Raw genomic sequence first — 13,633 nt, 5'->3', positions numbered from 1 at the left:
GGCGCAGCCACGTACGCACGCAGGCGCCGAACCTCAATCATGCTGAGGAGTTTTTACGCATTGGATAGAATAAAGCACGCCAACTTCACCGGCTAACCATGTCTTTCGACCACCCCGACGAAGCAGGCCGCCTCAAGGCCTTGCAAGCTTACGACATCCTCGACAGCGGTCCCGAAGAAGCCTACGACCAGCTGGTGCGCGTGGCCGCGACGCTCTTCGATGCGCCCATGGCTGCGCTGTCTTTCGTCGACGCAGGGCGCGAATGGCGCAAGTCGGCGGTCGGCCTGGACGCGGCCGAGGTGGCGCGCCCGGATTCGCTGTGCGCGCAGGTCGTTGCCGGCGGCAGGGAACTGGTCGTCGCCGACCTGCAGCTGTCGCCGCAACACCTGGCGGCCAGGGAAACGCAGGGGTGGCGCTTCTATGCCGCTGCCCCGCTCGTCACGCCCGACGGCTTCGTGCTCGGTGCGCTGGCGGTGATGGACCGCGTGTCCCGCGTGCCGACGCCGGCCCAGCTGGAAGGCCTGCGGACACTGGCGCAGAGCGTGATGGCGCAGCTCGAGTTGCGCCGATGCAGGCGCGACGCGGTCGAACCGCAGCGCGACCGGTTTCGCCAGCTGGCCGACGCGATGCCCTACGTGGTCTGGTCGGCCAACCCCGACGGGATCATCGATTTCGCCAACCAGTCGATCGTCGACTACGCCGGTCTGGCCGATGCCTGCCGCATCGGCGAGCAATGGATCGGCCTGCTGCATCCGGACGATGTCGAGCGCACGCTGGATGTCTGGGGAGAGTCGGTACGGACCGGCGCGGTCTTCTCGACCGAGTACCGCCTGCGCCGCGGCGCCGACAAGGCCTACCGCTGGCATCTCGCCAAAGGCATGCCGATCCGGGACGGCGACGGAAACATCACGAAGTGGTATGGCACCACGACGGATATCCACGACATGAAGCTGGCCCACGAAGAGATCGGCAGGCTCGCTTTCTACGATACCCTGACCGGCCTGCCGAACCGGCAGCTGCTGATGGACCGGCTCGGGCACGCCGTAACCCTGCACGCGCGGCTCAAGCGATATGGCGCGGTGCTCCTGCTCGACCTCGACAACTTCAAGAACATCAACGATACGCTGGGGCACGACAACGGCGACCTGTTGCTGGACATGGTGGCGAAACGCCTGGCCGACAGCGTGGCCGAGCGCGATACGGTAGCGCGGCTGGGCGGCGACGAGTTCGTCATCATCCTGGAAGATATCGGCAGCTGCGAGGAGACGGCGGCGCAGCACGCCGCCATCGTCGCGCGCCGGATACTCGGGGTGCTGAATGGCTCCTACAACCTTCACGGCCACGAACGCCACATCACGCCAAGCGTCGGGATGGCCCTGTTCGGCGGCACCGCGCTGACGATCAATGAGCTGCTCAAGCGTGCCGACCTGGCGATGTACCAGGCCAAGGCGGCGGGCCGGAATACCGTCTGTTTCTTCGATCCGAAGATCCAGGCCGCCGCGCTGGCGCGTGCCGGGCTGGAGGCGGAAATGCGGCATGGCCTGCAGCGCGGGGAATTCCTTCTTTACTATCAGCCCCAGCTGGACAGCGACGGCGTCGTCACCGGCGTCGAGGCGCTGGTGCGCTGGCAGAATCCGCAACGCGGACTGGTGTCGCCGGTCGAATTCATTCCCCTGGCCGAGGATACCGGCCTGATCCTGCCGCTCGGCCACTGGGTGCTGGAACAAGCGTGCGCACAGCTGGCCAGGCTGTCCGCCGATCCGGCGACACAGGCCTTGCACGTGTCGGTCAACGTCAGCGCGCTGCAATTTCGCCAGCCTGGCTTCGTGGCCGATGTGCTGGCCGTACTGGCCAGCTCCGGGGCCAATCCGCGGCGCCTGCAGATCGAGCTGACCGAGTCGCTGCTCGTCGAAGACATCGACAGCGCGATCGACAAGATCCACCTGCTCAAGGAGCATGGCATCTGCTTTTCGCTGGACGATTTCGGCACCGGCTACTCGTCGCTCACCTACCTGAAGCGGCTTCCGCTCGACCAGCTCAAGATCGACAAGTCCTTCGTGCACACCCTGCTGAACGATTCGCGTGACGTGGCGGTCGTCGACGCCATCATCAAGCTCGGCAAGGCGATGCAGATCGCCGTGATTGCGGAAGGCGTCGAGACCACGGAGCAGCGCGACCTGCTGGTGCGTTGCGGCTGCAATCTGTTCCAGGGCTATCTGTTCAGCAAGCCGCTGCCGGGCGCGCAGCTGCACGCCTTCCTGTTGCGGAACGCTGAAGGACGACAGGGCTGATTGCCGCGCTCAGAAGAGGTACGCCAGCTCCAGCGTGAGCGCCCTGCGCACATGCTCCGGCTGCGTGACCGTACCGCGGAAGGCGCCGTTCGCGGTCAGTGCGGCCTCGCCGCTGCGGGGCACTTTCAGCCAGTCGGCGCGGCTGCGCAATTGCAGGGATGGCGCCCAGGCGGGGCGCAGGCCGGCGCCGAGCCGCAGGCCATGTGCGCGGCGGGTAGTGAGCGACACCGGGTCGAACAGGCCGGAAAAGCCGATCCGCATGCGCTCCGGTTCGGCAAGGACGGCGGCGGCGTCGAGCGAGACGGCGCCGATGGCCGGACGCCAGGCCGTGCCGGCGCCGAGCAGCAGGCGCCGGGAACGGTAGGTTTCCTGCAGCCCGGCGCTGGCCGCGGTGCCGAGGATGTCGCGCTTCCAGTGGTCGATCTCGAACCCGGCCTGGATAGCGTAGCTGCCCCAGGCATACGATACGCCCAGGCGCGCCGCGGCCAGCCTGGTCGAGGTCGATGACATGGCGGGGGCGCCGGCCTGGGTTCGGCCGCGGTAATCGATGCCGCCCTGGTACCAGTCCGCGCCGCCGAACCAGGTGACGTTGCCTTGCCGGTAGCCGGCGCCCAGGCTTGCCCCGGGCAGCCAGCCGTCTTCGCGCACCAGCTGGCGGCCGGCCAGGTCGTATTCGGCAAGGCTGGCGCTGCGGGCGCCGGCGCCGATGCTGCCCTGCCACTCGGCGCTGGCGGGCAGGGACAGCAAGGCGTAAAGCGCCGTCCCGAAGGCGGCGCGGTGGATCGGCTTCATCAGATCAACGCGATGAATTCGCTCCAGCTCAGCGTCGTGCTTTGCGTGATCGTGCCATCGCCCTTCGCGCTGTAGTCCAGGCGCACGCTGCTGGCATTTACTGCGGTGACGGTGACCGACGAGGCGGCGCCGTTGACGATCAGCGAACCCGAACCCGGCATGGCCGTGCCGACGCTCACGAACGGCTGGATGTTTTTCACCGTATAGGCAAACTGGCCCAGGCCGTTCACATTGCCCGACAGGCTGAAGTTGGCGGCGCTGGTCGTGTTCATGCCGTCGGTGCTGCCGGTCAGCGAATAATCGGCCAGGGTCATGTTCGCCACGGACGCGCCAGCCTTCTGCTCGCTGACTTGCAGGGACTTGCCGGCAATGGTGATCGAACTGACGGTCGCGCTCGCCAAGTTGAGGACGATCTTCATGTCGCCGTTGATGGTGGCGGTTTCGCTGCCGCTGGCGATGCTGAAGCCGGTGAAGCGCGTATCCATCGTCGCGGCGCCGGTCGAGGTGTTCACGAGGTCGCCGCTGACGTTGGAAAAGGCGACCGTCAGGACACCGTTCAGGTTGTCGCCGTCCTCGACGCAATTCTTGGCGGTCAGCGTCATGGTATCGCCGTTGCTGATCTTTTGCGTGTTGCTCAGGGTGGCGTCGATCGTGACGGTGCCGCCGCCGGAACAGGCTTCGGACATCGTGACCCCGGTCAGCAGTGGTGCACCGCCGTGGCTGGCCGCGCGCTTGACCAGGGTAAGGACCGGCGAGACGGCGCTGATGCCGGTGCCGCCGATGCTCACGCCGGTCAGGACGCCGGTGAGCGAGGTCGACGAGTTGCCGATCAGGTCGTTGGCCGAATAGCCGCTGGCTGCCGCCTGGTTCGCATTGGCTGCCGTGATCGGCGTCAGTGCCGAGGTTTGCACGGGCGCGGGGCCGGCGCTGCCCGGGTCGCCGCCGCCGCCGCCGCAGGCGCTGAGGACCATCGCCGACGCGGTGGCAAGGAAGAGGGTGCGATATGTCATGTTTTCTTTCTCTCAGGACGTGAGAGGCGAATGGTAGCCGCGCGGGCTGCCATAAAGGCTAACCAATTGTCACGCCCTGACGATCTTCCAGATGCCGCCCGAGCCAATCACATACAGCTCGCCCTGGCCGTCCTGGCCGAAGGAGACGACCTGGCCGACCTTGGCGACGCCCCACTCGCGCTGCTCGGTGGCGCTGCGCCCGGCTGCCAGGAAACTGCGCAGGAAGCCGGCGCAGTAGTCGGAATAGAAGTAGCGCCCGGCCAGTTCGGGAATGGCCGCGCCGCGGTACACATAGCCGCCGGTGATCGAGCAGGCGCCGCCGTCGTGCCCGTAGTCGAGCACCGGCAGCGCCAGGCCGGTCTTGTCGCAGGTCTGCGCCGGGTAGCAGGCGCTGCCTTCCATCCGGTTCCAGCCATAGTTCAAGCCGCCCTGCGTGGCCGGTTCCAGGTCGATTTCCTCGTGCAGGGCCTGGCCGACGTCGGCGATGTAGAGCTGGCCGGCATCGAAGGCGAAGCGCCACGGGTTGCGCAGGCCGAGCGCCCAGATCTCGGGACGGCTGCCGGCCTGGTTGCGGTATGGGTTCGTGTCGGGGACCAGGTAGGGCGCGGCTGCGCTGGCGCTGCGCACGTCCAGGCGCAGCAGTTTGCCCAGCAGGGAAGCCGGATTTTGCGCATTGCCGTTCGGGTCGCCCTCCGAGCCGCCGTCGCCGGTGCCGAGATACAGGTAGCCGTCCGGGCCGAAGGCGAGCAGGCCGCCGAAGTGGTTCGTGTAGGTGGGGTGCGCGACCTGGAGGATGGTCAGGGTCGATGCCGGATCGGCACGGTTCGGATCGTTGGACACCGTGTAGCGCTCGACCACGATGTCGTGGTTCGCATTCGTGCGGTAGACGTAGAAGCGGCCATTGGCGGCGTAGCCGGGATCGAAGGCCATCGACAGCAGCCCGCCTTCGCCGGTGGTGTCGGTGAGCGCCCGGATATCCAGGAAGGGCTGGGACAGCAGCGTGCCGCCCTGCATGATGAGGATGCGGCCGGCGCGCTCGACGATGAACTGGCGCGCATCGCCCGGCGGCGCGGCCAGGAAGGTCGGGCTGGACAGGCCGCTCGCGAACGGCGCCAGCGCCAGGGTGAGTGTGACGGGAGGGGGATTGCCGGCCGGCGGCGGCTGCTGGACCGGCGGCGTGCCCGTGCCGGAAGCGCCGCCTCCCCCTCCGCCGCAGGCGGCGGACAAGACGCCGAGCGCACCCGCGAACAGGAGCGGCAGGGGCAAACGCAGGTACCTGGACAGCATCGCAGCCTCCGCATCGGTTGCCAGACTCATGTTGTTGCAGCATGGCGCAAGCATGCCGCCCACGGCGCGCGATTGGCGCGCAAAAAGATGGCGCATCCGTCAACACTGCCGGCCCTGCCGGCCGGCGCCGTGCGAAAAAGTGGTGTCCGCCCCAAAAGCGGTGCATAATATGGCGCTTGTCTTCTGTCTTATATAAGACTTGGCCGCCCAGCAAGCAGCACAGGGCGGCGAAAAGCTCCTCGCTCCGGGTTAGATCGGTTAGGATCGACGCCTGACGGCATGCGTGATCCGCGAGCCAGACAGTTGATATCTTTTTAGTATTAGTATTCGAAACCTTCGCGAACACCGAGGAAAAAGCGTATGAGCAGCGATCCGACCATCATCTACACCCTAACCGACGAGGCGCCCCTGCTGGCCACCCACGCCTTCCTGCCCGTCGTCAGCACCTTCACCAAGCCTGCCGGTATCAAGATCCAGGAAAGCGACATCTCGGTCGCGGCCCGTATCCTGGCCCAGTTCCCCGAGCGCCTGACGGCGGAACAGCGCGTCCCCGATACCCTGAGCGAGCTGGGCAAGAAGACCCTCGAAGCCGACGCCAACATCATCAAGCTGCCAAACATCAGCGCTTCGGTGGGCCAGCTGGTCAACGCCATCAAGGAACTGCAGGGCAAGGGCTACAACATCCCCGACTATCCGGCCGATCCCAAGACCGACGAAGAAAAAGAAATCAAGGCACGCTACGGCAAGTGCATCGGCTCGTCCGTGAACCCGGTCCTGCGCGAAGGTAACTCCGACCGCCGCGCGCCGAAGGCCGTCAAGGAATACGCACGCAAGAACCCGCACTCGATGGGCGAATGGTCGCCGGCCTCGCGCACCCACGTGTCGCATATGACCGGTGGCGACTTCTACCACGGCGAAAAGTCGATGACCCTCGACAAAGCCCGCGACGTCAAGATGGAACTGCTGACCAAGAGCGGCAAGACCATCGTGCTGAAGCCGAAAGTCTCGCTGCAGGACGGCGAAATCATCGATTCGATGTTCATGAGCCGCAAGGCCCTGCTCGAGTTCTACGAGAAGCAGATCGAAGACGCCAAGAACACCGGCGTGCTGTTCTCGCTGCACGTCAAGGCGACCATGATGAAGGTCTCGCACCCGATCGTGTTCGGCCACTGCGTGCGCACCTTCTACAAGGACGCCTTCGAGAAGCACGGCGCACTGTTCGACAGCCTGGGCGTGAACGTCAACAACGGCATGGCCGACCTGTACAGCAAGATCGCGACCCTGCCGGATTCGCAGCGTGAAGAGATCATCCGCGACATCCACGCCTGCCAGGAACACCGCCCGGCGCTGGCCATGGTCGACTCGGCCAAGGGCATCACCAACTTCCACTCGCCGAACGACGTGATCGTCGATGCGTCGATGCCGGCCATGATCCGCGCCGGCGGCAAGATGTACGGCGCCGATGGCCGCCTGAAGGAAGTCAAGGCCGTCATTCCGGAATCGACCTTCGCCCGTATCTACCAGGAGATCATCAACTTCTGCAAATGGCACGGCGCATTCGACCCGCGCACCATGGGCACCGTCCCGAACGTGGGCCTGATGGCGCAGCAGGCGGAAGAATACGGTTCGCACGACAAGACCTTCGAGATCCCGGAAGACGGCGTCGCCAACATCACCGATATCGCCACCGGCGAAGTGCTGATGTCGCAGAACGTCGAGCAGGGCGACATCTGGCGCATGTGCCAGGTGAAGGACGCGCCGATCCGCGACTGGGTCAAGCTGGCCGTCACCCGCGCCCGCAACTCCGGCATGCCGGCCGTGTTCTGGCTCGATCCGTACCGTCCGCACGAGAATGAAGTGATCAAGAAGGTCAAGACCTACCTGAAGGATCACGACACCACCGGCCTGGACATCCAGATCATGTCGCAGGTGCGCGCGATGCGTTACACCCTGGAGCGCGTGGCCCGCGGCCTGGACACCATCTCGGTGACCGGCAACATCCTGCGCGACTACCTGACCGACCTGTTCCCGATCCTGGAACTGGGCACCAGCGCCAAGATGCTGTCGATCGTTCCGCTGATGGCGGGCGGCGGTATGTACGAAACCGGCGCCGGCGGCTCGGCACCGAAGCACGTGCAGCAGCTGGTCGAAGAGAACCACCTGCGCTGGGATTCGCTGGGCGAGTTCCTGGCGCTGGCCGTCAGCCTGGAAGACTTAGGGCTCAAGACCGGTTCGAACAAGGCCAAGATCCTGGCCAAGACCCTGGACGCCGCCACCGGCAAGCTGCTGGACAACCGCAAGTCGCCGTCGCCGAAGACCGGTGAACTCGACAACCGCGGCAGCCAGTTCTACCTGTCGATGTACTGGGCCCAGGAACTGGCAGCGCAGACCGAGGACGCCGAACTGGCAGCCTACTTCGCGCCGCTGGCCAGGAACCTGGCCGAGAACGAGCAGAAGATCGTTTCGGAACTGCTGGAAATCCAGGGCAAGCCGGTCGACATCGGCGGCTACTACCAGCCGGACAACGCCAAGGTGAAAGCCGTGATGCGTCCGAGCGCGACCTTCAACCAGGCGCTGGCTTCGGTCGCTTAATTTAGTTTTACCCGTCGTCCCCGCGCAGGCGGGGACCCAAGTTTGCTGGCGCTGCGATAACGCGAACAGAACTTGGGTCCCCGCCTGCGCGGGGACGACGTTTTTGCGCTGACGTTTTTGAGCTGACCTATTCATGACGACGGGCACCGACCTTGGCCGCGTGCTGGCGCCGGCAACACCCATCGACGCCATCGCCGGCGCCGGCCTGGCCGGCAACCGCCACGCCAATCCTTTATCGCCGCGCCAGGTGCTGCTGGCCAGCGCCTCCACCTACGCCGATTTCGCGCTGCCCCCGCATGCGCTGGGCGAGAGCCTGCTGGTCGACTTCGAGACCGCGGCACTGCATTCAGGCACCGTGCTGCAGGTCGGAGAAAAAGTCCTGCTGCGCCTGATGTTCCAGTGCGAAGCCTGCGGCCATCTCGACGCTTTCCAGGCCGGACTGTCGGGCCGGATCGGCCGCCGCCGCGGCATCCTTGCGCGGGTGCTGGCCGGCGGCGCCATCCGCCCCGGCGACCGCATCCTCGGCCTGGGCCGCATGCTGCCGGCCTGGGATGACGACTGGCGCGCGCGCGTCGCCCGGGTGCTGCAGGCGGTGCCGGACGGGATGGTCGTCAGCTACGCCCAGCTGGCGCTGCTGGCCGGGGTGCAGCCGGTGTACTGCCGCGCTTTTCCGCGCCTGGTCGCGAAACTGGGGCCGCACTACGCAGGCAAGGCGCTGTCCGCACAGGCGGCAGCGGGACGGCGCTGCTGGGATGGACAGGGCCTGTTCGGCGATGCCGGCTACGAGGGGTGCAGCTCGTAGCGCACGTCGCGGCGGTCGCGGTCCTGGGCGCCGTCGACCAGGTAGGCATCCCAGCCCAAGCGGCCGATCGTGGCCCCTTCCTTCAATGACACCTCGCGCACGTCGGCGGCGCGCAGCACCAGTTCCACTTCGTATTCGAGCGTCACCCCGGTGAACAGGGCCAGGATCGCGTGCAGCGCGCGCGCCGCCAGGCCGCCCGGCAGGAAGGCGTCGAAGCCGGCGCGGTCCAGCGGCCCGATCACGAGGCGCAGGCGCAGGTCGCGCTGCCACACGCGCACACCGGCCATCGCACCCGCGCCCAGGATGGCGGTGGCGTTGCCGAGGGTGGTCTGCTGCGCCGAAGGCACGTCGTACCACTGGCCGACGAACTGCTCGGCGCGCACCGGCTGGCCGAAGTACTCGCCCAGCACGCGCGCCAGCTGGACGCTGGAAGCGGGCCGGTGCCGCAGCGCGGCGGCGAAGTAGCCGATCGATTCGTCCAGCACCGCGCCCTGCGTGCCGTGCGCCAGGCGCCGGCGCAGCGCGGGGCTACCGAAGCCGGCCAGGCCGAGCAGCAGGGGCAGGAAGCTGTCCCTGCCATCGGCCTGGAACTTGAAGGGCAGCCGGTATTTGCGCCAGGCTTCGTAGAACAGGGCCAGCGAGCGGTTCGAGAAGGTGTCGAGGAAGGCGCGCGGGCCGTCGTCCTTGTGGCGCAGCGCGTGTTCGGCGATGCGCTCGTTGTAGTGGGCCGGCAGCACGCCGGCGCAGCCCAGCAGGCCCATGAAGGCAGGCGTGAGGTGGACGTACCTGAGTCTTTCGCCTTCCTGCATTTCGGTCTCGATGGCTTCGAGCTGGCTGGCGGGGAAGCGGTGCGAGGTCGAGTTCCGGAAGCGCAGCATGCCCGCCACCGGGTCGGCGGTGGCGTGGCCATGGCGACTCAGCCAGAGCTCGAGCAGGCGCACCGCCTGGAAGTACTCGAAGCGCCAGGGTTCCTTGAACAGGCGCTCGATTACAGCAGGCTCGAATCGCCGCTTCTTGGCGAACATGCGAGTAACTCCTCTCCGTTCTTGTGCGAGACGATGGTCAGCTTCGTAAAACTGTTGGCATGCACGTAGAGGGCCAGGAAGCGTTCGATCAACTGGGCAAAGGCGTGGATGCCGCTGCCGGTGAAGGCTTCCTCGTCGATGGTCAGGCGCACCTCGACCCCGCGCACCAGGCAGGTGTAGGGATTCCCCGGCAGCCATGCGCTGGCGGCTTTTTGTTCGATGCCATTGACACCGGCGATCTGGCGCTGCGAGGAGGCCGAGCGCGGCAGGTCGTACAGCGCCAGCATCTCCCGAAAGGCGTCGATGCCGTCCGTCGTGAGCGACAGGTGGTTCAGCGACAGGTGCGAGATCAGGCGCCAGTGGGTGCCGCGACCGTGCTCGAAGCGCCAGGAAGCGGTCGGCTTGCGCAGGAACGCGATCGACTTCACGTTCGATCCGCCTTCGAGAAACAGGTCGCCGCCGTCCTGGCCATAGGCAAGCTGGGAGGGCAGGTCGCGGTTGGTGCAGGTGAGTTCGAGGTTCAGCGTGTCCGTCTCGACCGCGGCCGGGTCGAAGTCGACATCGACGATCGTGATCCGGGTCTCGAAGCCGGGGCTCCTGTCGAGCAGTGTCTCGTCGCGCCGCATGGCCCAGTAATGGCCGGTGCTCTCCGGCGCCTGCGCGTGCCTGAGCGAATAAAAGGGCTGGAATTCGACGATGGTTTCGCCCTGCGGCGTCTGCCGTACCAGCGAGACCGAGTCGATCGACTGCACCTCGTAGGCGAAGGCGCGGCGCGCATCGGCCAGTACCGGATAGCTGGCGCTGGCGTGGGTCAGGCGGATCGGCTCTCCCTTCTGGCGGAACAGGTTGACCACCGGGGTGCAGCCGAGCAGCAGGTTATGCGTCGACAGCGTCTCCAGCATGCGCGCCGTGTTCGAATCGGCGCGCAGGCCGGACAAGGCCAGGTGCAGGGTCAGCGACCGGGTCCCGGCCGGCAGGCTGGCCGCGAGCGCCGCCAGGTCGATGTCGAAGAAGTTGAATTTCTCGGGGAAGCAGAAGTATTCGGTCAGCAGCCGGTAGGCGGGGTGGGAGCGCGCCGGGACCTCGATCAGGGCATCGTCGTCGTCGAAGCCGGCGGCGTGCAGCGGGATCCCGTCCAGCGCCACCCAGCGTCCACTGCGGTCGCCTTCGGCCCAGGCGGCGACGCCGCGCATGAACAGCGCATCGCGCAGCGCCGCGCAGAACGAGGGTTCGCCGTCGATGAACACGCGCAGCCGCGGCAGCCGCAGCTGGCCCGGCGCCTGTTCGCCGGTGGCGGCAATGGTGAGCCTGATGCCGGCGCTGGCGCCGCCCGGCAGGCGCACGGCTTCCGGGCAGCGGATGATGGCGCTGAACGACGCTTCGCTGAGTGCCAGCGGCGCCACGCTGACCGGATAGACGGTGCGGAAGGTGCAGGCGGCGCCGCGCACCGGCCGCGTGGTGAGCTGGGTGCCGCGCGCGATCGTGCTGGCGCCGGCCTGCTGCCCGGCGGCGGCGCCGACATCCATGCGGGCGATCGAGCACGAGGGGAAGGGCCGCAGGTAGTGCGGATACAGCACCTCGAACAGCGCTTCGGTGAACTCGGGATAGTCGTCGTCGAGGCGCTTGGCGATGCGCGCGTTGAGCAGCGCGAACGATTCGATCATGCGCTCGATGTGCGGGTCTTCGCACACTTCTCCGCCGATCAGCAGGCGGCCGGCGATCTTCGGATAGCGTTCGGCGAAGTCGCGCAGGTTGCGGCGCAGGTAGCCCAGCTCGCGCTCGTAATACGGCAGCAGCTGCTCCACTTCAGGCTCCCGTCGGGGTGGAAGTTCGTCCTGCCTTGCTGATGCTGTACTGGAGGGTCGAACGCTGCAGCACGGCGTCGAAGTTGACCGGCTCCTGCGAGCTGCTTGCCACCAGCAGCGCCGTGATCGAGAAATTCAGGCGGTTCACCGCACCTTCCCTGATTTCCAGCGAGGCCTTCACATTGCGCAGGCGCGGTTCGTGGCGGGCGATGACCTGCTCCAGGCAGGCGCAGATGTGGGCGCGGTCGGATGGACTGGACAGCGAGCGGTCGGCGAAGTCGTTCAGGCCATAGTTCAGGATCGAGCGGCTGCATTCGGGATAATCCTTGAGCAGCTCTTCCGGGATCACGGCGCGGGTGTTGAGCAGGGCCTCGAGGTCGCGCGCGACCGCGTCCTTGAGATCCTCGGCCGAGATCCGCGACAGCGTCGCGCCGCTGCCGCCGGACGCGCCGCGCGCCGGCGTCCCGAGCAGGCGGTCGAACAACCCAGGCGTGAAACCCTTCATCGGACTCCCCTCGCGTGATCGAGCAGGAAGTCTTACATGAACGGGGCCGAAAAAACAGTTCAGTTCGTACGGCGCTACTGAAACCTTGAGCGAGAGCAAGGCACAACAGGGTTCCCGTAAAAATGCTTGCACGAAAAAGCTATGGTTGTGGACTCGACAGGAGGAAACGCGACCATGAACAGCAAGGTACTTTGGGGCGAGGGCCTGCTGCTGCGTCCGCAGCATTTCCAGCAACAAGACCAATACCACGAGCACCGCCTGCACAAGAGCATTGCCACCGTCCACCCCTATGCATGGGGCGTCGAGCGGCTCGAGATCGACCGCGACGCCATCGGCAACAACGTGCTGCGCATCCTGGCGCTGGCGCTGCGCTTCCAGGACGGCGAACTGGTCGACGCCCCCGGGCCGGATGCGCTGCCGCCCACGGTCGACCTGGGCCAGTTGAACGACCGGCCGCACCAGCAAACCGTTACCTATTACGTCGCCCTGCCGGGACTGAAACCCTTCGGCGGCAACTTCGCCCAGCCCGGCCAGGACGGCAACACGGCCCGCTTCGTGCAGGCGAACCAGGAGACGGCCGACCTTTACACCCAGGCCTCGCCCGCCCAGCTGGCCTACCTGAAGAAGACGGTGCGCCTGGTGGCCGACTTCGAGCCGCGCGACGCCTACACCTGCTTTCCGCTGCTGCGCCTGCGCCGCGCCGCGGCCGGCGGCTTCGAACTCGACCCCTCCTTCGTGCCGCCCAGCCTGTCGGTGGGGGCCGCGCCGATCGTGTGCATGCAGCTGCGCCGGCTGCTGGACGCGCTGCAGGCCAAGGTCGGCGCCCTGTACGACCACCACCGCGAACCGAGCCGCAACGTGATCGAATTCCGCTCCGGCGACATGTCCTCGTTCTGGCTGCTGCACACGGCCAGCACGGCCTGCGCGGCGCTGACGCACTACCTGCACCACCCGGACCTGCATCCGGAGCGCCTGTACGAGCAGCTGCTCGCCACCGCCGGCGCCCTGATGACCTTCTCGAAAAGCTGGCTTCTGTCCGACCTGCCGCCCTACCAGCACGCCGATCCCGGCCCGGCCTTCGCCAAGGTCCACCAGATCATCCGCGAGCTGCTCGATACCGTCATCTCGTCGAAGTACTTCGCCATCGTCCTGAACGAAGTGCGGCCCTGCTACCACCATGGCCTGCTCGACTCGGGCAAGATCGACGACAAGACCACCTTCTACATCGCGGTGTCGGCCGACATTCCGGCGCTCGAACTGGTCGACACGGTGCCGCTGCGCTTCAAGGTCGGGGCCCCGGACGACGTCGAGAAATGTGTGTTGTCCGCCCTGCCCGGCGTGCGCCTGCAGTACGCCCCGCAGCTGCCGGCCGCGGTGCCGGTACGGCCCGACACCTGCTATTTCATGCTCGACGCGAAGGGCCAGATGGTCGAGCGCATGCTGCAGGCGCAGTCGGTCGCGATCTACGTGCCGTCGGGGATGAAGGAGCTCAGGCTGGAGCTGCTGGCGGTGGCGGCCTGAGCA

At 66.7% G+C, this 13,633-nt stretch carries 10 protein-coding genes; 4 read left to right on the top strand and 6 right to left on the bottom strand.

Annotated features, from left to right (window positions below; genetic code table 11):
* Positions 1–98: 98 nt before the first annotated feature.
* Positions 99–2,291, top strand: coding sequence for a putative bifunctional diguanylate cyclase/phosphodiesterase (locus AC3A6M_RS08820; protein WP_487852348.1), 2,193 nt, complete (start codon positions 99–101; stop codon positions 2,289–2,291).
* A 9-nt stretch (positions 2,292–2,300) separates the two neighbouring features.
* Here the strand turns inward: AC3A6M_RS08820 and AC3A6M_RS08815 are convergent, their stop codons facing one another.
* The 3 genes from AC3A6M_RS08815 to AC3A6M_RS08805 form a co-directional block, all read right to left on the bottom strand.
* Positions 2,301–3,083: a hypothetical protein gene (locus tag AC3A6M_RS08815; RefSeq protein WP_487852347.1), complete on the bottom strand. Its 783-nt coding sequence runs from the start codon at positions 3,081–3,083 to the stop codon at positions 2,301–2,303.
* A complete protein-coding gene (locus tag AC3A6M_RS08810; RefSeq protein ID WP_487852346.1) occupies positions 3,083–4,093 on the bottom strand; it encodes a hypothetical protein in 1,011 nt (336 codons plus the stop codon). Before AC3A6M_RS08810 ends, AC3A6M_RS08815 begins: the two co-directional genes overlap by 1 nt.
* 69 nt (positions 4,094–4,162) lie before the next feature.
* Positions 4,163–5,410, bottom strand: coding sequence for a PQQ-dependent sugar dehydrogenase (locus AC3A6M_RS08805; RefSeq protein ID WP_487852345.1), 1,248 nt, complete (start codon positions 5,408–5,410; stop codon positions 4,163–4,165).
* Between the two features lie 330 nt (positions 5,411–5,740).
* On the opposite strand from AC3A6M_RS08805, the gene AC3A6M_RS08800 reads away from it, so the two are divergent.
* Together AC3A6M_RS08800 and AC3A6M_RS08795 are read left to right on the top strand one after the other, a co-directional pair.
* Complete coding sequence (locus AC3A6M_RS08800) at positions 5,741–7,972, top strand: NADP-dependent isocitrate dehydrogenase (protein WP_487852344.1); 2,232 nt, start codon at positions 5,741–5,743, stop codon at positions 7,970–7,972.
* Between the two features lie 133 nt (positions 7,973–8,105).
* Positions 8,106–8,774, top strand: coding sequence for an MOSC domain-containing protein (locus AC3A6M_RS08795; protein ID WP_487852343.1), 669 nt, complete (start codon positions 8,106–8,108; stop codon positions 8,772–8,774).
* On the opposite strand, the gene tssG is transcribed toward AC3A6M_RS08795, so the two are convergent.
* Genes tssG through tssE form a run of 3 tightly spaced genes read right to left on the bottom strand, consistent with a single transcriptional unit; the run spans position 8,753 to position 12,109 of the window.
* Entirely contained in the window at positions 8,753–9,799 is a 1,047-nt protein-coding gene (gene tssG, locus AC3A6M_RS08790; RefSeq protein WP_487852342.1) for a type VI secretion system baseplate subunit TssG, read from the bottom strand. The two genes, AC3A6M_RS08795 and tssG, sit on opposite strands and share 22 nt — an antisense overlap.
* Positions 9,763–11,604: a type VI secretion system baseplate subunit TssF gene (gene tssF / locus AC3A6M_RS08785; RefSeq protein ID WP_487852341.1), complete on the bottom strand. Its 1,842-nt coding sequence runs from the start codon at positions 11,602–11,604 to the stop codon at positions 9,763–9,765. The genes tssG and tssF overlap by 37 nt, the downstream gene beginning before the upstream one ends.
* Position 11,605: 1 nt before the next feature.
* Positions 11,606–12,109, bottom strand: coding sequence for a type VI secretion system baseplate subunit TssE (gene tssE, locus AC3A6M_RS08780; RefSeq protein ID WP_487852340.1), 504 nt, complete (start codon positions 12,107–12,109; stop codon positions 11,606–11,608).
* Positions 12,110–12,283: 174 nt separating this feature from the next.
* Between tssE and tssK the strand changes: the two genes are divergently transcribed.
* Complete coding sequence (tssK, locus tag AC3A6M_RS08775) at positions 12,284–13,630, top strand: type VI secretion system baseplate subunit TssK (protein ID WP_487852339.1); 1,347 nt, start codon at positions 12,284–12,286, stop codon at positions 13,628–13,630.
* Positions 13,631–13,633 lie beyond the last annotated feature (3 nt).

Source organism: Telluria sp. Soil_C_11 (assembly GCF_057657395.1).
Note: the sequence above shows the minus strand (reverse complement) of the source record. Positions and strands in the feature narration are given on the sequence as shown.

What these genes read in the sequence shown, in the direction of transcription:
- AC3A6M_RS08805 (WP_487852345.1), bottom strand. Translation starts at nt 5,410, where the DNA reads ATGAGTCTGGCAACCGATGCGGAGGCTGCGATGCTGTCCAGGTACCTG.
- AC3A6M_RS08795 (WP_487852343.1), top strand. Translation starts at nt 8,106, where the DNA reads ATGACGACGGGCACCGACCTTGGCCGCGTGCTGGCGCCGGCAACACCC.
- tssK (WP_487852339.1), top strand. Translation starts at nt 12,284, where the DNA reads ATGAACAGCAAGGTACTTTGGGGCGAGGGCCTGCTGCTGCGTCCGCAG.
- tssG (WP_487852342.1), bottom strand. Translation starts at nt 9,799, where the DNA reads ATGTTCGCCAAGAAGCGGCGATTCGAGCCTGCTGTAATCGAGCGCCTG.
- tssE (WP_487852340.1), bottom strand. Translation starts at nt 12,109, where the DNA reads ATGAAGGGTTTCACGCCTGGGTTGTTCGACCGCCTGCTCGGGACGCCG.
- AC3A6M_RS08820 (WP_487852348.1), top strand. Translation starts at nt 99, where the DNA reads ATGTCTTTCGACCACCCCGACGAAGCAGGCCGCCTCAAGGCCTTGCAA.
- AC3A6M_RS08815 (WP_487852347.1), bottom strand. Translation starts at nt 3,083, where the DNA reads ATGAAGCCGATCCACCGCGCCGCCTTCGGGACGGCGCTTTACGCCTTG.
- AC3A6M_RS08810 (WP_487852346.1), bottom strand. Translation starts at nt 4,093, where the DNA reads ATGACATATCGCACCCTCTTCCTTGCCACCGCGTCGGCGATGGTCCTC.
- AC3A6M_RS08800 (WP_487852344.1), top strand. Translation starts at nt 5,741, where the DNA reads ATGAGCAGCGATCCGACCATCATCTACACCCTAACCGACGAGGCGCCC.